Genomic DNA, 16,409 nt, shown 5'->3' on the forward strand with positions numbered 1-16,409 from the left:
ATCTCAGCAACTCCTTGTGAGAACGCTTTGCCAAATCGTCGAAAGTTCTTGGCTCAGGCACTGCTGGCTGGCGCAGGCCTTGGCTTGCCGCTTCGGCAGGTCAACGCTGGCGCTTCAGATGCATCCTTTGCTGGCGCATTACTCAGTGGTGTGCAGCGCGATTCGCCCGAGGCACGGTTGATTGGCATCTATCGTGCTATTGCTGCGGGAGACTCTGCCTCGCTGGATCTGGCCCATGCACTTGTCCGTGACATGCCTCGCTTTCAATTGGGGCAGCTGGTATATGGTGACCTGCTGCTGACGCGCAGTGGAAAATTGAATGGTTTTTCCTCCGCAGCAGACATCACGCCGACCCACGGCAAATCACTGCAGCTGCTGCATGAAGAAGCATGGCGTCGCTTGCAATGGCTGCGTGAAACACCAGAGCCCGGCTTAATTCCGCGGCAACTTGTGCGCCTTGCCTCCAACGTGCGCCACCTCATCGCTGTGGATGCCAGCCACTCACGCGTCTATGTGTTCATGAACACAAGTGCCGGGCTTGAACTCATCCGCAGCTTCTACGCATCCATTGGTCAAGGTGGTTTTGACAAACAGGTTGAAGGCGATCTGCGTACCCCTCTTGGGGTCTACTTCATAACCAGCCGTCTGGAAGAAATACAGCTGCAGGAGATCTATGGCATCGGGGCACTGCCACTGAACTATCCCAATGAGCATGATCGGCGCTTAGGCCGTACTGGCAGTGGAATATGGTTACATGGCGTACCTCGGACAGGCTATGCGCGCAGCCCTTACTCAACCGAAGGCTGCGTCGCCCTTGCCAACGACGATATGGCCTACCTGATGCATACGCTGCAATTGCGGCGCACGCCTGTCATCATTGCTAATGAATTGCATTGGGTACACCCCGATGAGCAAGCCACCGAGCGCAATGCGTTGGACGCGGTTCTTTCTACCTGGCGTCAAGCGCACGCACGTGGCGATATTGACACCTTAAGCGCACTGCAGACGCCTGACTACAACGCACGCACAACACAGCCAGCGCCGCGCCAAGCGTCGGCCACGGCCGCAGCTCAGACGGGCATTAAAGAGGTCCGTGCACAGGCACAGGCACAGGCACAGTGGCGCAATGTCTCCGTCTTTCGCTGGAAGCACCAAGGCGATGTGGCAATCGTCAACTACACGACTGTGTCTGCATCCTCCCGGGCGCGCAGCATTGACCGGCGCCAATACTGGTCTCAAGACGATGGGCACTGGCGCTTGTTTTTTGATGGAATGGTCTGAAATAACCAAACTTACAGCGCCCGCACTATCCATAGGTGGTTTCTCCGGGCCTTCGCTGCGTATGGGCCATACCTTCACACGCCAGCAGTGCCAGTACATGCTCTCTCAGAACCTGGTGCTGCATGGCAACGCAGCTGAGCTGCATCTACCAAGCTCTCGACTGATGGTCGATGCAGCCTGTTTTAGTTGCTTGGCAACGCAGCGAATGGATTCGCCTGCTGCCAGTGCTCTGGAGATTTCTTCATGCTCGGCCATCGACAAGACCAAGCGAGAGCGATATCTATCCGGCGACCTAATGCCGCATGCATCACTCAGTATGTTCTGAATGGATGTGTGTGGACGGTCAAACAGCTTGCCGATCTCATGCAGGGTATCGCCAGCTTTCCAGCGGTCCCACATTAATGCCTTCTGGCCTGCTGTGTAGTAGATCGGTGGTCTTTGCTTCATGCAAACACTCCTTTCGCAAGTGGCGGGCATTGTGTTGCATTGATCAGTTGAATCCACAGTCGATCTGCGACAGTCGAGAATCGATCCAAAACATGCTTTCATCTTCGGTGTTCGCCATGGGCCACGTGGATGAGTTGCAACTAAATTTCGTGCCCACTCTTTTGGTCGTTTGAGATGGATGCAGTTTGTTGGGTAATTGTCAGATTTCACCTTTTAGGTGTTCATTCATTGAATCCTTCTGGTAGTCGCGACACAGACCGAAGCCACCAGCGTACTGTCAGCCGGCTGATGCTGAGAGCGTTACCTTTATCGGGCTCACATCCACCATGCAGAGTCTGGGCAAGCTGTTGACGCCTCTCGCCAACGACCTGAGAATGCCTCACAGCACAGACCTTGAAAGTCTCAAATGCCCAAACAAATTTTCGTCAACCTGCCCGTCGCAGATCTGCACAAGGCCAGGTCTTTCTATGAGGCAATCGGCGCTGTCAACAACCCGCAATTTAGCGATGACACCGTCGCCTGCATGGTCGTCTCCGACACCATCTACGTGATGCTGCTCACCCATCCGAGGTGGGCCACGTTTACCCCAAAGCCTATCGTCGACGCCCATGCTGCAAGCGAAGTCATGCTCTGCCTAAGCGCCGAAGATCGTGCGGCCGTCGACGCCATGGTTGAGACTGCATCGGCTCACGGCGGCAAAGCGGACGTCAACCCTGTGCAAGACCACGGCTTCATGTATGGCCGCAGCTTCGAGGACGTGGATGGTCACATCTGGGAAATCATGTTCATGGACATGAGCCAGATGCCCCAGGGCTGACACCTGTCACAGCTGCATCCACGCACGCCAGAGAACCAGATGTCTTTGTAAGAGGCGACATCTGTGGTTGCATCCACTGCGGGCTAACGCGCGATGCAGAGGGTGTGCACCACCAGCACTCCTCAGCCGTGCTTTGCGCTTCGCCATGTAGCGCAGTACATAAAAAAACCGGGCACAAGGCCCGGTCAAAAGAGAAGTTCCTTGTGGTTTAAGCCAAGGTGTAGGCTGTCTTGACCGTTGTGTAGAACTCTTGCGCATAGCGGCCTTGCTCGCGGGGGCCGTAGCTCGAACCTTTGCGGCCACCAAATGGAACGTGGTAGTCCACGCCTGCGGTGGGCAGATTCACCATCACCATGCCTGCTTGGCTGTGGCGCTTGAAGTGGGTGGCGTATTTGAGGCTGGTGGTAGCAATGCCTGCAGACAGGCCAAATTCTGTGTCATTGGCCACCAACAAAGCTTCTTCATAGTCACGCACGCGGATCACGCTGGCCACAGGGCCAAACACTTCTTCGCGGTTGATGCGCATGCCTGCTGTGGAGTCCACCAGCAGCGCGGGCTGCATGTAAAAACCTTCCTTGCCGCTGCCGGTGTGGCATGCCACGCGGCCACCACCTGCTGCCAGCACCGCACCTTCGGCCTTGGCGATTTCCACGTAGCTCAAGTCTTGTTCCAGCTGGGTTTGGCTGACCACAGGGCCGATGTCGGTGCCCGCAGCGCGCGCATCACCCACCTTGATTTTGGCCATGCGCGCTTGCAGTGCTTCGATGAACGCGGGATAAATTTTGTCGGTCACGATCAGGCGGCTGGATGCCGTGCAACGCTGACCGGTGGAGTAAAAGCAGCTTTGCGCCGACAGCTCAACCGCCTGGGTCAGGTCGGCATCATCGAGCACCACTTGTGGGTTTTTACCACCCATCTCCAGTTGGACTTTTTTGCCATTTTGCGCACAGGCTGCGGCAATGCCACGGCCCACGCCTACCGAGCCGGTGAAGCTGATGGCCGCAATGCCAGGGTGCTGTACCAAGGCCTCACCAATCACGCGGCCAGGGCCCATCACCAGGTTAAAGACACCGGCGGGAATACCGCTGCGGTGAATGATGTCAGCCAGCGCCCAAGCGCTGCCGGGTACCAGATCGGCAGGTTTCAACACCACGCAATTGCCAAACGCCAAAGCGGGGGCAATCTTCCAGGCAGGGATGGCGATGGGGAAGTTCCACGGTGTAATCAAACCGACCACGCCGATGGGTTCGCGTGTGATTTCAACACCGATGCCGGGACGCACAGAAGGCAGGGTCTCGCCGGACAGGCGCAGACATTCGCCCGCAAAGAACTTGAATATCTGCCCTGCACGGGCCACTTCACCAATACCTTCAGCGCGGGTCTTGCCTTCTTCACGCGCCAGCAGATCACCCAACTCTTCTTTGCGTGCCAGAATTTCAGTGCCGATTTTGTCCAGTGCATCGGAGCGTGCCTGAATGCCCGATGTGCTCCAGGCCGGGAAGGCCGCCGCGGCTGCAGCGACGGCGGTGTCAACGTCTGCAGCATTGCCTTGGGCGTACTCACCGATCACGTCGGACAGGTCGCTGGGATTGATGTTGGGAGCAACGGTCTGGCCTGCAGTCCATTGGCCGTTGATGAGGTTGTTATGTTGTTGCATAGCTGGAATTTCTTGATTGAGAGTGATGTGTTTCACACGGAGCCATGTGCTTCGACGTAAAGCGCATAGAGAGAATGGCTACTGGCCATGTAGAGCCGGTTGAGTTTGGGGCCGCCAAAAGTCAGATTGGCACAGCGTTCTGGCAAGCGAATGAAACCAATGGGCTTGCCTTGTGCATTGAAGACCTTGACGCCATCCATCTCTTCGGATCGACCTAACGGCAAGTGAGCTTTCATGCCACCGCCAATGTCGGAGGCTTCCAGGGCAACCGCGCCAGAATAGCCCCAGCCGCACCACAGATTGCCATCGCGATCCACGCAAAAACCATCCAGCGCGCCTGGGCCGTCTGCATCGATCAGCTTGACTTTGTTGGACAGCTGGCGTCCATCTGGGGATACGTCGTAGCTCCAGATGCTGCGGTTGGGCGTGCCTTTCCACTCAACCACAAAGAGCTTTTTCTCATCCGGCGAAAAGGCCAGACCGTTGGGGTTGACGATGTCTGTGACGACTGCGGTGATGCTGCCGTCCTTGTCGATACGGTAGACGTTCGTGCTTGCCTGTTCAGGGGAGGCACGAGAGCCTTCCCACTCCCCGTTGATGCCGAACAGCGGATCAGTAAACCAGATGCTGTCGTCCGACTTGACAACTACATCATTGGGCGCGTTCAGGCGTTTGCCTTCAAAGCGATCTGCCAAGACGGTGGTGCTGCCATTTTTTTCTGTGCGAACCACGCGGCGCGTAATGGAATGCTCGCAGGTCACCAGTCGGCCTTGGCGGTCACGGGTGTTGCCATTCGCGTAGTTCGCCCCTTCTTTGTGCACCAGGAAGCGTCCCGTTTTTTCCTCGTAACGCATCAAACGGTTGTTGGGGATGTCCGACAGAATCAGGATGTCTGTTTCAGGGAAGTAAGCAGGCCCTTCTGCCCAGCGCATCCCTGTGCCGAGTTGTTCGACGGTACTGCTGTAAATACGGTATTTGGCAAAACTTGGATCCAGTAGGTAGACAGCCGGGTCGGGGTAGCGTTGATTCGGTCTGAAGTCGAAGGATTGCGCCCCCGCTGCTGCACCCAGTGCGCTCAATGCAGAAACGCCGGCACCTTCAAGCAAGCGACGGCGGCTGATGGTCTGGTTCATAGCTGATTTCCTGTGGTGGAGGTTGGAGTGGCTGGCATCGGACAGCAGTCTTAGCGCACCATGCAAGGGCGTTTGTTGTCGAACTTCCAACCGGGGATCAGGTGTTGCATGGCGATCGCATCGTCGCGTGCACCCAGGCCGTGTTCTTGGTACAGCGCGTTAGCGCGCTGCAGCGCGGCGCGGTCCACGGTGACGCCCAGGCCCGGGGTCTTGGGTACTTCGACGAAGCCACCTTGGATCTGCAACGGGTTCTGGGTGAGGTATTGGCCGTCCTGCCAGATCCAGTGCGTGTCGATGGCCGTAACCTTGCCGGGAACGGCGGCGGCGACGTGGGTGAACATGGCCAGCGAGATGTCGAAGTGGTTGTTGGAGTGCGAGCCCCAGGTCAGGCCCCAGTCGCGGCAGGTCTGACCCACGCGCACCGAGCCAGCCATGGTCCAGAAATGTGGGTCGGCCAGGGGGATATCTACGGATTGCAACGACAGGGCATGCACCATCTGGCGCCAGTCGGTGGCGACCATGTTGGTGGCTGTGGGCAGGCCGGTGGAGCGGCGAAATTCCGCCATGACTTCACGGCCCGAGAAACCGCCTTCGGCGCCACAGGGGTCTTCTGCATAGGCCAGTACACCGCGCATGTCGCGCATCAGGCGGATGGCATCCTTGAGCAACCAGCCCCCGTTGGGGTCCAGCGTGACGCGGGCTTCAGGGAAGCGCTGGGCCAGGGCCGTCACGGCTTGAACTTCCTGTTCGCCGGCCAGCACGCCGCCTTTGAGCTTGAAATCATTGAAGCCGTAGCGTGCGTAGGCGGCTTCGGCCTGGCGCACGATGGTCTCGGGCGTCATGGCTGTCATGTGGCGCACCTGGGTCCAGTCGTCCGAGCCCAGCTTGTCTTGGCCGGGCTTGACGTAGTCCAGGCCGGTCTTGTCCGAGGGGCCCACAAAGAACAGATAGCCCAGCATTTCCACGCGATCGCGCTGCTGGCCCTCGCCCAGCAGGGCCGCCACAGGTACGCCCAGATGCTGGCCCAGCAGATCCAGCAAGGCGGATTCGATGGCAGTCACGGCGTGCACACCGATGCGCAGGTCAAAGGTCTGCAGGCCGCGGCCACCGGTATCGCGGCCTTCCAGCGACTTTTGCACTTCCTGCAGCAATTGCAGGTGCTGGCCGACAGAGCGGCCGATCAGCACGTGCCTGCTGTCCTCCAGAGCCTGGCGAATGCCTTCCCCGCCCGGAACCTCACCCACCCCCGTGTGGCCCGCGCTGTCGTGCACCAGCACAATGTTGCGGGTGAAGTAGGGCGCGTGCGCGCCGCTGAGGTTCATCAGCATGCCGTCGCGGCCGGCGACGGGAATGACTTCAATGGCGTTGATGGTCGGAGTAGTGGACATGGGAAGGCTTTTCAACAGATTCGGAGGAAAAAGGAAATCACTGCGCTGCGGACCAGGGCACCTCGGCCGCAGGGCGGCCTGTGGTGATGTACTGCTGCAGGTTATGTAGCACCAGGTCGGCCATGGCGCGGCGGGTTTCGTGGGTGCCGCTGGCGATGTGGGGGGCCAGCACCACGTTGTCCAGGGCCAGCAGCGCTGGCAGGGGACGGGGCTCGTCCTCGAACACGTCAAGCCCGGCACCGGCGATGCGATGGTTGGTCAGTGCATCGGCCAGGGCGGCTTCGTCCACCACACTGCCGCGCGCCACATTGACCAGGAAGCCCTGCGGGCCCAGGGCCGCCAGCACTTCGGCGTTCACCAGGTGACGCGTGCCTTCGCCGCCGGCAGCGGTGATGACCAGGATGTCGGCCCAGCCCGCCAGCTCCAGCAGCGAGGGCTGGTACTGGTGAGGCGAGCCTTCGACGGGACGGCGGTTGTGGTAGGCCACTTCCATGTCGAAACCCGAGGCGCGGCGCGCCACGGTGGAGCCAATGCGGCCCATGCCGAAGATGCCCAGGCGCTTGCCGCTGGCCCGGGTGCGGATGCCAAAACGGCCCTGGCTCCAGTTGCCACGGCGCACGAAGCGGTCAGATTCGCTGAGGCCGCGCGTTGCGTCCAGCAGCAGGGCAAAAGCCAGGTCGGCTACGCAGTCGTCAAGTACGCCGGGCGTGTAGCCTACGCGGGCGCCACGGTGCAGCAGGGCGTCTTTGTCCAAAGCGTCGAAACCCACACCAAAACTGCTGACAAACTTGAGGTTGGGGAGGGCGTCGACCACATGGGCGGGCAGGCCCATGGCCGCCGAGGTGACCACGTATTCGAACTGTGCGCCGTGCTCGGCCAGGAAACGCTGGGGGTCGGCCTGCTGCGAAAGGATATGCACGTCGTAGGCTTGGGCCAGTTCGGCGTCAAGCTGGCTCAGCGGCATCTTGCCGTATTGAAGAACGCGTGGTCGGGAGAGCGTCATACCGGGAAATCCTTGAATCTTGCGGGGCACGCGGCCCCGTTGCAAAAGGCCTGCAAAACAGGCCTGTGAAGATGGCCAGAGGCCAGTCCACAGTTTTATCTCCGTTATCCGCTGTATTCAGCGTCAAATCAGTGGGTTGAAACACAGCGCAAAGGTCTAGAGAAAAGGCGTGCCTTGGAAGTTGCCTCTTCGTTTGTTGCACGAAAGAGCGAAGTCCCAACGCCAGCCTCATTTCAATCTGCGGTGATCCTTCGGGTCTGGATCAGTTGTTTCCAGCGTTCGCTCTCTTGTGCTTGAAAGCGTGTGAACTCTTCGGGCGTGTTTGCGACGATTTCAAGGCCTTGTTCCAGAAAACGCTTGCGAATGTCGGGCTGCTGTACGGCGGCGATGGCAGCCTTGGCCAGCTTGGCCTTCACGTCAGCCGGTAAGCCCTTGGGGGCGGCCATGCCTTGCCAGGAGTAGACCTCGGCACCTTTGACGCCTGACTCGGCCAGCGTGGGCACATCGGGCAGCACAGGCGAGCGCTGTGTGCCGGTGACTGCGATGGCGTGCAGCTTGCCGCTGCGCAGGTGGGGGAGTACGGCGTTGACGTTCTGGAAGGAAAAATCGACCTGACCGCCTAACAAATCAGTGATGGCCGGAGCGCCGCCCTTGTAAGGAATGTGCATGGCCTCGGTGCCCGTTTGCTGCCAGAACAACTCTGCCGACAGGTGGTCTGAAGAACCATTGCCTGAGCTGGCGAAGCTGATCTTGCCGGGGTAGGCTTTGAGCGCGGCAATGACTTCTGCCGTGGTGCGCGCTTTTTGTGCAGTGCTGGCTACTAGCACATTGGGCGCCTGCACGGGAATAGTGATGTAGTCGAAATCCTTGGTCGCGTCATAGGGGACGCTTTTGACCAAATGCGGGGTAACTACAAAGGGCCCCAAGGAGGCAACCAGCAGTGTGTAACCGTCGGCGGGCGCACGCTTGACCGCGCCTGCACCGATGGTGCCTGTGGCACCGGGGCGGTTTTCCACCACAAAGGACTTGCCCAGCTGCTCGCCCATGCTCAGGGCTATGGCACGTGCCACCATGTCGGTGGAGCCACCAGCCGGAAAGGGCACGATCACATTGACAGCTTTTTCGGGGAAATTACCAGAAGCCTGCGCCGTGAGTGCGAGTGTGGCAGCCAGTGCGAGCAGTATTTTTTTCATGTATTTGTCTCCTTGAACCAGCAGGCACCGGCAACGGCGCCTGCTGGGCTCGGCTTACTGGGGGCCGAGCTTGTCGATCAGGGCCTTGAGTTCTTCGACTTCCGAAGGCTTGAGGTCCGACAGCGGGGCACGCACGGGCCCGGCGTCGTGACCCACGATCTTGGCGCCGGCTTTGATGATGCTGACGCCGTAGCCTTCAACGCGGTTGCGGATATTCAGGTAAGGCATGAAGAAGTCCTTGAGCAACCTGTGCTGCGTGGCTTGGTCATCGGTGCGCACAGCTTCGTAAAAATCCATCGCCGTCTTGGGGATGAAGTTGAAGACAGCCGAGGAGTACACCGGTGTGCCCAAAGCCTTGTAGGCAGCGGCATAGACTTCAGCGGTGGGCAGGCCACCCAGGTAGGCGAAGCGGTCACCCATCTTCATGAAGATGGAGGACATGGTCTCGATGTTGCCCAAGCCGTCCTTGAAACCCACCAGGTTAGGGCAGCGCTCGGCCAGGATGGCCAGCGATTCAGGGGTGAAGCGGCTGCGGTCACGGTTGTAGACGATGACGCCAAACTTCACGCTCTTGCACACCTGCTCGACGTGGGCAATCAGGCCTTCTTGGCCGGCTTCGGTCAGGTAGTGGGGCAGCAGCAAAATGCCGTGGGCACCCAGGCGCTCAGCTTCTTGGGCATGCGCGATGGCGGTGCGGGTGGGGCCACCAGCACCCGCAATGATCGGCACTTTGCCACGACAGGTGTCTACAGCGGTCTTGATGATCTGGCCGTACTCGTCGCCATACAGCGAAAAGTATTCGCCCGTGCCACCTGCAGCAAACAGTGCGCTGGCACCGTAGGGCGCCAGCCATTCGAGGCGGGCGGCGTACGACTTGGCGTTGAAATTGCCATGGGCGTCAAAGTCTGTCACGGGGAAGGACAGCAAGCCGGAGCTCATCACGTCTTTGAGGTATTGGGGGGTCATGGTCATCCTTGAAAAAAGAAAAAAAATGGCTGCAGCTCAATCCAGCTGCAAGTTCCCGGTTTGCACCACGGTGCGCCAGCGGGCGCGTTCAGCGTTGAAGAATTTGTCGGTTTCAGCAGGGGTCATCGTGACCACTTCTGCGCCCTGAGCGGTCAGGCGTGCACGCACTTCGGGGGAGCGGATCGCTCGCAGCAGCGACTGGTGAACGCGCTGCACCACGGCCTCAGGCGTTTTGGCTGGCAGTACTACGCCTTGCCAAGTGCCAGAGTCAAAGCCCTGTGCGCCTTGTTCAGCCAGGGTGGGCACATCGGCAATCACAGGCATGCGCGTGCTCTTGGAAATGCCCAGCAACTTGAGCTTGCCGCTTTGTACGTGGGGGTACGTGGCCAGCATGCCGTTCATCAGCACCTGCGTTTGACCGGCGACGGTGTCTTGCACCGACTGCACACCGCCCTTGTAAGGCACATACACCCATTTGGCGCCTGTCAGGCGGGCCAGCTCTACGCCTGCCAGATGCGGGGCGCTGCCGGTAGCGGTGACGGCAAAGTTCAAATCCTGCTTCTTGGACAGTTCAACCAGCTCTTTGAGGTTGTTGGCCTGCACAGAAGGGTGCACCACCAGCATGTGCGGGGAGTAGGCCAGCATGCCAGCGCCGCGCAAGTCCTTGGATGGATCAAAGCTGAGCTTGGTATAGACCGAAGGAGAAATGGCCAGGGCACCCAGATCACACAGCAACCAGGTATAGCCATCAGGCTGGGAGCGGGCGACGAATTCAGCACCCAGATTGCCGTTGGCGCCGGGTTTGTTTTCAATGATCACCGTCTGCTTGAGTTCCTGCGAGATCAGTTGGCCGATAGAGCGGGCAATGATGTCAGAGCTGCCACCCGGTGGGTAGGGCACCACCAAGCGGATGGGTTTGTTCGGCCATGCATCGCTTGCCAGCAACGATGTGGACAACAAGCTACCGGCAGCCAGTGCCAGTACAGAGCGCAGAAAGCGAGAGCGTCGGATCATTACGAAGTGTCTCCTTATTGTGATCAGTCATCATACAACTAGAGATCAAAGAATCCAATCTCTGAACTCCTAGGGGAAACGCTGAACTTGCATCTAAATGTGCAATCAGTCTTTTGACTGATTTAAAGGAAATAAGCCTCTAGCCCTTGTGGGAAGGGCGTAGAGAGCTATTTTTTTATTGATAACGTGTGGCGAATCAGGGCGTGGGTATCAGATTGCTCTGGCAGCAAGGTGTGCTGGAGGTATGAAGAATGGCTCTCGGTGGGCCTTGCCTTCATGGGGTGGCCGTTTGGCTTGACGGCGCTGCTTGTGCTTGGTTCTTGGCGCTCAGTCAATGGCGGGCGCTGCAGGCATTTGGCTCAGACGCTGTGCCAAGCGCAGGCGTTCGCGGGAATTCGTCAGGTGAATGCGCATGGCAGCGCGGGCTGAATCTGCGTCTTGCCGCTCAATCGCCGAGAAGATCTCTTCGTGCTCACGGTTGACGCGGCGCAAATAGTCCGGGTCGCGCGCAGAAGTGTGAATGGAAGTGATGCGATTGCGCGGAATCAGCAGGCTGCCGAAATGGGTCAGGATGTCTTGAAAGTAGCGATTGCCTGTGGCGTGCGCAATGCTGAGATGAAACGCTAAATCATGGGTCGCCGTGTCTTCACCGCGTGCAAAGTGGTACTCAAACCCTTGCAGAGCTTCGCGCATGGTGAGTAGGTGGGCCGGCTGGCGGCGATGCGCAGCCAGGCCTGCGGCTTCGCTCTCAAGACTGATGCGCAGCTCCAGGACGGCCAAAACGTCGACCGATTCGCTCAGTTCGCGGTCGCTCAGCATGGGCCCTGGATTGCTGGGCTGTGTCGAGAGAATAAAAGTGCCAATGCCGTGGCGGGTTTCAACAAAACCAGCGGCCTGTAGCTTGGACAAAGCCTCGCGCACCACGGTGCGACTAACGTCATAGCTGCGCACCAGTTCTGATTCGGTGGGGAGCTTGTCCCCCTTGTTCAAAAGGCCTTGTCGAATCTTGTTGCTGAACTCTTCAAAGAGCAAGTTGGCCAAGTTGCGGCTGCCACGCCCAGCCTTGCTGCGCAAAGAGGCGCCATCTGTCTGCACAAAAAGTGAGGGAGCTTGGGGTAATTCCGATGTCGTGGTGCGCATGTGAATGATGATAATCGATTTATGTTGTATGACAACGTACCTTGAAGCCCATGCTAGCACTCCTTGTCACCACCGTTTTTCCCCCTTGCCGCTCACTGGCTGACCAAGGGGTTGTACACGGCGCCGGTACGCACTCAGTGCTGACACACAAGCCAGTGCCCGATACCTTTCTCTGATCGTCCATGATGAGTACTTCCCACGCGATCCGTCACATCCGCATCACGCCCATCGCCTTCCGTGACCCGCCGCTGCTCAATGCTGCGGGAATTCACGAGCCCTGGGCCTTGCGCTCCATCATCGAGATCGAGACCGCCTCGGGTCTGGTCGGTATCAACGAAAGCTATGGCGACCAGCCCATGCTAGATGCGCTGGCCAAGGCCGCACCGGCCTTGGTGGGCTTGTCGCCCTGGGCGCTCAACGAGATGGAGGTCCGTGTCGCGGCACTGGTCACACCACCTAAGCTCACAGCCTCCGAGTTTCTGGGCCAGCAGGTGTCGTTGGCCCCTGGCACCCATGTATCCAAGACCGTGGCCAAGGTGGTCAGCGCCTTTGAAGTGGCCATGCTGGATCTTCAAGGCCAGATGGCTCAGGCCCCCATTGTTGACCTGCTGGGCGGTGCAGCGCGCGATCGGGTGCCTTATTCGTCTTACCTGTTCTACAAGTACGCAGAGCACGTGGGCCAGCCCTACGCGCCCGACGCCTGGGGTGAAGCGCTCACGCCTGCCCAGCTCGTGACCCAGGCTCGGCGCATGATTGATCAGTATGGTTTTCAGAGCATCAAGCTCAAGGCCGGTACGCTGCCGCCCGAGCAAGAGGCCGCAGGCATTTTGGCACTGGCCGAAGCCTTCCCCGGCACACCGCTGCGCATTGATCCCAATGGCAACTGGACGGTAGAGACCAGCCTGAAGATCGTGCAGCAGTTGAAGGGTGTGCTTGAGTACTACGAAGACCCGGCCCCGGGCCTGGACGGCATGGCCGCTGTGGCGCGCGAGTGCGATATACCGCTGGCCACCAACATGGTGGTGACAGATTTTGCTGAGTTTCGCCGCAACGCCGACATGGGCTGCCCCGTGAAGATCGTCCTCAGCGACCACCACTACTGGGGTGGTCTGCGCGCTACGCAACGCCTGTCCACCTTGTGCCGCACTTTTGATCTCGGTCTGTCCATGCACAGTAACTCCCATTTGGGAGTGAGTCTGGTGGCCATGACCCATTTGTGCGCCAGCGTGCCGTTGCTGACCTATGCCTGCGATACGCATTACCCCTGGCAGGACGAAGAGGTGGTCGAAGGTGGTCGCCTGCAGTTTGAGCAAGGCAGTTTGCGTGTGCCGACCACGCCAGGTCTGGGTGTGACGCTGGACCGCACGGCGCTCGCCCGTTTGCACGACAACTATTTGCACTGCGGTATCCGCAACCGGGACGACCTGGGGCAGATGCGCAGGTACGACCCGGCCTTTACCGGCAAGCAACCCCGCTTTTGATTCCACCATCCACAGCGCAAAAAGACGCTTTTATTCAACAGGAGACAACAACCATGCAACGCCGTACTCTGATTCAGCATACCTTGGCCGCCAGCACTTTGTTGCTGGGTGCAACCGTAGTGACCACCTCTGCAATGGCCCAAAGCAGCTGGCCCACAAGCAAACCCATTACCTATGTCGTGCCATTTCCACCCGGAGGGAATACCGATACGCTGGCCCGCGTGATTGCCCAGCCACTGAACAAGGCGCTGGGCACGTCGGTCATCATTGAAAACAAGGGTGGTGCTGGTGGCAGCGTGGGATCAGCTTTGGCGGCGCGCGCACCAGCGGACGGCTTCACCATTCTGGGTGGCACCATCAGCTCGCACGCCATCAATGTGAGCCTGTATTCCAAGCTGGACTACGACCCGATTAAGTCTTTCACGCCGATTGCCATGATCGGTTCCGGCCCACTGGTGCTGGTCGTGCCTGCGTCCAGCCCTTACAAGACTTTGGCCGAAGTGCTGGCTGGCAGCAAGGCCAAGGCTGCGGTGGGTGGCTTGTCCTCGGCCTCTCCAGGCAGTGGCACCTCCAACCACATGGCGCTGGAGTTGCTGGCTTACCAAACCGGCGTGAAGTTCACCCATGTGCCTTACAAGGGCAGCGGTCCAGCCGTGCAGGATGTGATGGGTGGCCAGGTCGACATGATGTTTGACACCGGATTGGTGGTTGGGCCGCACATTCAGGCGGGCAAACTGCGTCCTATCGCTGTGACCAGTTCTAAGCGTTTGGAATCGCTGCCTGATGTACCCACGGTTGCAGAATCCGGTGAAAAGGGCTTCGACATGGGTTCTTGGCAGGCCGTTTTTGCACCTGCTGGAACCCCTAAAGCCATCGTTGATCGCCTGCATGACGAGATCTTGAAAGTTATCGCCACACCTGAGGTGCAGGCACGGCTCAAGAGCTTTGGCATGCAGCCTTCACGCATGACGCCTGCTGAACTGGCTGAGTTTCAGAAAACCGAAGTGGCCAAGTGGGCAGCGGTGATCAAGGCGGCTGGTATCAAGGCTGACTGATCAAGCCAAGCCATGCCATGCACGCCGGTGCCACTGCCATGAGGATGGTGACACCGGTGCGCAGGGCAGTATGTGCTGAACCCCGGATAACTGAGATGAGATCGCTATGAGTACCCCCACCCCTTTTTCCATCAGCATGCATGCGGCCGACAACGTAGCCATCATCGCCAACGACGGCGGTCTGCCGGCCGGCACGGTGTTGTCCAGTGGACAGGTTCTGGTCGATCATGTGCCACAGGCGCACAAGGTTGCGCTGGTGGACATACCTGAAGGCGGGGTGATACGCCGCTACAACGTGGTGATCGGCTACGCACTCAAACCCATCCCGGCAGGTAGCTGGGTGCATGAAAAGCTGGTGCAGATGCCCGACGCACGCTCGCTGGAAGGGTTGCCCATTTCCACAGTCAAGCCGCCTGTGCAGGCGCCGCTGGAGGGCTACACCTTTCAGGGCTACCGCAATGCCGACGGCTCGGTTGGTACGCGCAATATTTTGGCGATCACCCAGACCGTTCAATGTGTGGCTGGTGTGACCGATTTCGCTGTGCAACGCATCAAGGCAGAGCTGCTGCCCAAGTACCCGAATGTGGATGATGTGGTGGCACTGGCCCACACCTATGGCTGTGGCGTGGCCATCGATGCACCCGATGCCGTGATTCCGATCCGAACCGTGCGCAACCTCAGCCTGAACCCGAATTTCGGCGGGGAAGTCATGGTGGTCAGCCTGGGGTGCGAGAAACTGCAACCTGACCGCCTTCTGCCGCCGGGTAGCTTTCCCATCGTGGACGAGCGCGAGTCGGCGCTGGATGTGGTTTGTTTGCAGGACGAGGCCCATGTGGGTTTCATGTCGATGGTTGAATCCATCCTGCGCCAGGCGGAGCAACACCTGCAGCGGCTGAACGCACGCCGCCGCGAAACCGTACCCGCTAGCGAGCTGGTGGTGGGCGTGCAGTGCGGTGGCAGCGATGCGTTCAGCGGTTTCACAGCCAACCCTGCCGTGGGCTTTTGCACAGACCTGCTGGTGCGCGCCGGCGCTTCGGTGATGTTCTCGGAAGTGACCGAGGTGCGCGATGGCATCGATCAACTGACCTCGCGTGCATCTACGCCCGAAGTGGCCGAGGCAATGATCCGCGAGATGGCCTGGTACGACAACTACCTGAACAAGGGCCGCGTGGACCGCAGTGCCAACACCACCCCCGGTAACAAAAAAGGCGGGCTGTCGAATATTGTGGAAAAAGCCATGGGCTCGATCGTCAAGTCTGGATCTGCGCCCATCACCGGCGTTTTGGCACCGGGCGAGAAGTTGCAGCAAAAAGGTCTGACCTATGCCGCAACGCCCGCGTCTGACTTTATCTGCGGCACCTTGCAACTGGCTGCAGGCATGAACTTGCACGTTTTCACTACAGGCCGTGGCACTCCTTATGGACTGGCCGCATGCCCTGTGATCAAGGTGGCGACACGCACCGATCTGGCACGCCGCTGGCACGACTTGATGGACGTCAACGCCGGAAGGATTGCCGAAGGCTGCGCCACGATTGAGGGCATGGGCTGGGAGCTTTTCCAACTGATGCTGGATGTGGCCAGTGGTAAGAAAAAAACCTGGGCTGAGCAGTGGAAACTGCACAACGCCTTGGTGCTGTTCAATCCAGCGCCAGTGACCTGAAACGGGCAGCTGCTTGGTTAGCCGATATGGATTTTTACTATGCAAAAAACGCTGTTGAGGCAGCGTTTTTTGATGTAAGCCCACTTGTGACTTGATCAGATCACAGGGGCAGGCCGCTTGTTGCCCACAAACGCTGAGTAGTTCAGTACTTCCAAGTCACGTTGGATGATGAAG

General features: G+C 59.1%; 13 protein-coding genes and 1 pseudogene. 5 read left to right on the forward strand and 9 right to left on the reverse strand.

The genetic code is table 11. From position 1 onward, the window contains the following. Positions 1-27: 27 nt before the first annotated feature. On the forward strand, positions 28-1,281 hold the full coding sequence (locus H9646_RS14170; protein WP_191724008.1) for a L,D-transpeptidase family protein: 1,254 nt from the start codon (positions 28-30) through the stop codon (positions 1,279-1,281). A 144-nt stretch (positions 1,282-1,425) separates the two neighbouring features. On the opposite strand, the pseudogene H9646_RS14175 reads toward H9646_RS14170, so the two are convergent. Further along, positions 1,426-1,728: pseudogene (locus tag H9646_RS14175) on the reverse strand (helix-turn-helix domain-containing protein); the annotation flags it as partial. 406 nt (positions 1,729-2,134) lie between these two features. On the opposite strand from H9646_RS14175, the gene H9646_RS14180 reads away from it, so the two are divergent. Further along, the gene (locus H9646_RS14180; RefSeq protein WP_191724009.1) at positions 2,135-2,545 is read left to right on the forward strand and encodes a VOC family protein; all 411 of its coding nucleotides are present in this window, start codon (positions 2,135-2,137) and stop codon (positions 2,543-2,545) included. 208 nt (positions 2,546-2,753) lie between these two features. Here the strand turns inward: H9646_RS14180 and H9646_RS14185 are convergent, their stop codons facing one another. The 8 genes from H9646_RS14185 to H9646_RS14220 all read right to left on the reverse strand — a co-directional run bounded on the left by H9646_RS14185 (position 2,754) and on the right by H9646_RS14220 (position 12,039). Next, positions 2,754-4,202 carry an aldehyde dehydrogenase family protein gene (locus tag H9646_RS14185; RefSeq protein WP_191724010.1) on the reverse strand — a complete coding sequence of 483 codons (1,449 nt, stop codon included), beginning with the start codon at positions 4,200-4,202 and terminating at the stop codon, positions 2,754-2,756. Positions 4,203-4,234: 32 nt separating this feature from the next. After that, positions 4,235-5,335 (reverse strand): SMP-30/gluconolactonase/LRE family protein, encoded by a 1,101-nt coding sequence (locus tag H9646_RS14190; RefSeq protein WP_191724011.1) that lies wholly within the window; start codon positions 5,333-5,335, stop codon positions 4,235-4,237. 50 nt (positions 5,336-5,385) lie between these two features. After that, positions 5,386-6,723, reverse strand: a complete 1,338-nt coding sequence (locus H9646_RS14195; protein WP_191724012.1) for an enolase C-terminal domain-like protein — start codon at positions 6,721-6,723, stop codon at positions 5,386-5,388. Between the two features lie 37 nt (positions 6,724-6,760). Further along, complete coding sequence (locus H9646_RS14200) at positions 6,761-7,726, reverse strand: 2-hydroxyacid dehydrogenase (protein ID WP_191724013.1); 966 nt, start codon at positions 7,724-7,726, stop codon at positions 6,761-6,763. Between the two features lie 233 nt (positions 7,727-7,959). Next, the gene (locus H9646_RS14205) at positions 7,960-8,919 is read right to left on the reverse strand and encodes a Bug family tripartite tricarboxylate transporter substrate binding protein (RefSeq protein ID WP_191724014.1); all 960 of its coding nucleotides are present in this window, start codon (positions 8,917-8,919) and stop codon (positions 7,960-7,962) included. 54 nt (positions 8,920-8,973) lie between these two features. Beyond that, positions 8,974-9,885, reverse strand: a complete 912-nt coding sequence (gene kdgD, locus H9646_RS14210) for a 5-dehydro-4-deoxyglucarate dehydratase (RefSeq protein ID WP_191724015.1) — start codon at positions 9,883-9,885, stop codon at positions 8,974-8,976. A gap of 36 nt (positions 9,886-9,921) precedes the next feature. Then, positions 9,922-10,899, reverse strand: coding sequence for a Bug family tripartite tricarboxylate transporter substrate binding protein (locus H9646_RS14215; RefSeq protein ID WP_191724016.1), 978 nt, complete (start codon positions 10,897-10,899; stop codon positions 9,922-9,924). Positions 10,900-11,226: 327 nt separating this feature from the next. Then, entirely contained in the window at positions 11,227-12,039 is an 813-nt protein-coding gene (locus H9646_RS14220) for a FadR/GntR family transcriptional regulator (protein ID WP_191724017.1), read from the reverse strand. A 185-nt stretch (positions 12,040-12,224) separates the two neighbouring features. Between H9646_RS14220 and H9646_RS14225 the strand changes: the two genes are divergently transcribed. From H9646_RS14225 to garD, 3 genes are all read left to right on the forward strand, one after another. After that, positions 12,225-13,520: a glucarate dehydratase family protein gene (locus tag H9646_RS14225; protein ID WP_191724018.1), complete on the forward strand. Its 1,296-nt coding sequence runs from the start codon at positions 12,225-12,227 to the stop codon at positions 13,518-13,520. Positions 13,521-13,573: 53 nt separating this feature from the next. Next, positions 13,574-14,575: a Bug family tripartite tricarboxylate transporter substrate binding protein gene (locus H9646_RS14230; RefSeq protein WP_191724019.1), complete on the forward strand. Its 1,002-nt coding sequence runs from the start codon at positions 13,574-13,576 to the stop codon at positions 14,573-14,575. A gap of 106 nt (positions 14,576-14,681) precedes the next feature. Beyond that, positions 14,682-16,235, forward strand: coding sequence for a galactarate dehydratase (garD, locus tag H9646_RS14235; protein ID WP_191724020.1), 1,554 nt, complete (start codon positions 14,682-14,684; stop codon positions 16,233-16,235). Positions 16,236-16,409 lie beyond the last annotated feature (174 nt).

The organism is Comamonas avium, from assembly GCF_014836675.1.
Lineage (GTDB): Bacteria > Pseudomonadota > Gammaproteobacteria > Burkholderiales > Burkholderiaceae_C > Comamonas > Comamonas avium.

Excerpts from the sequence above, each read along its gene's own strand:
- H9646_RS14185 (WP_191724010.1), bottom strand. The coding sequence starts at position 4,202 with ATGCAACAACATAACAACCTCATCAACGGCCAATGGACTGCAGGCCAG.
- garD (WP_191724020.1), top strand. The coding sequence starts at position 14,682 with ATGAGTACCCCCACCCCTTTTTCCATCAGCATGCATGCGGCCGACAAC.
- H9646_RS14190 (WP_191724011.1), bottom strand. The coding sequence starts at position 5,335 with ATGAACCAGACCATCAGCCGCCGTCGCTTGCTTGAAGGTGCCGGCGTT.
- kdgD (WP_191724015.1), bottom strand. The coding sequence starts at position 9,885 with ATGACCCCCCAATACCTCAAAGACGTGATGAGCTCCGGCTTGCTGTCC.
- H9646_RS14200 (WP_191724013.1), bottom strand. The coding sequence starts at position 7,726 with ATGACGCTCTCCCGACCACGCGTTCTTCAATACGGCAAGATGCCGCTG.
- H9646_RS14230 (WP_191724019.1), top strand. The coding sequence starts at position 13,574 with ATGCAACGCCGTACTCTGATTCAGCATACCTTGGCCGCCAGCACTTTG.
- H9646_RS14215 (WP_191724016.1), bottom strand. The coding sequence starts at position 10,899 with ATGATCCGACGCTCTCGCTTTCTGCGCTCTGTACTGGCACTGGCTGCC.
- H9646_RS14205 (WP_191724014.1), bottom strand. The coding sequence starts at position 8,919 with ATGAAAAAAATACTGCTCGCACTGGCTGCCACACTCGCACTCACGGCG.
- H9646_RS14195 (WP_191724012.1), bottom strand. The coding sequence starts at position 6,723 with ATGTCCACTACTCCGACCATCAACGCCATTGAAGTCATTCCCGTCGCC.
- H9646_RS14220 (WP_191724017.1), bottom strand. The coding sequence starts at position 12,039 with ATGCGCACCACGACATCGGAATTACCCCAAGCTCCCTCACTTTTTGTG.
- H9646_RS14180 (WP_191724009.1), top strand. The coding sequence starts at position 2,135 with ATGCCCAAACAAATTTTCGTCAACCTGCCCGTCGCAGATCTGCACAAG.
- H9646_RS14225 (WP_191724018.1), top strand. The coding sequence starts at position 12,225 with ATGAGTACTTCCCACGCGATCCGTCACATCCGCATCACGCCCATCGCC.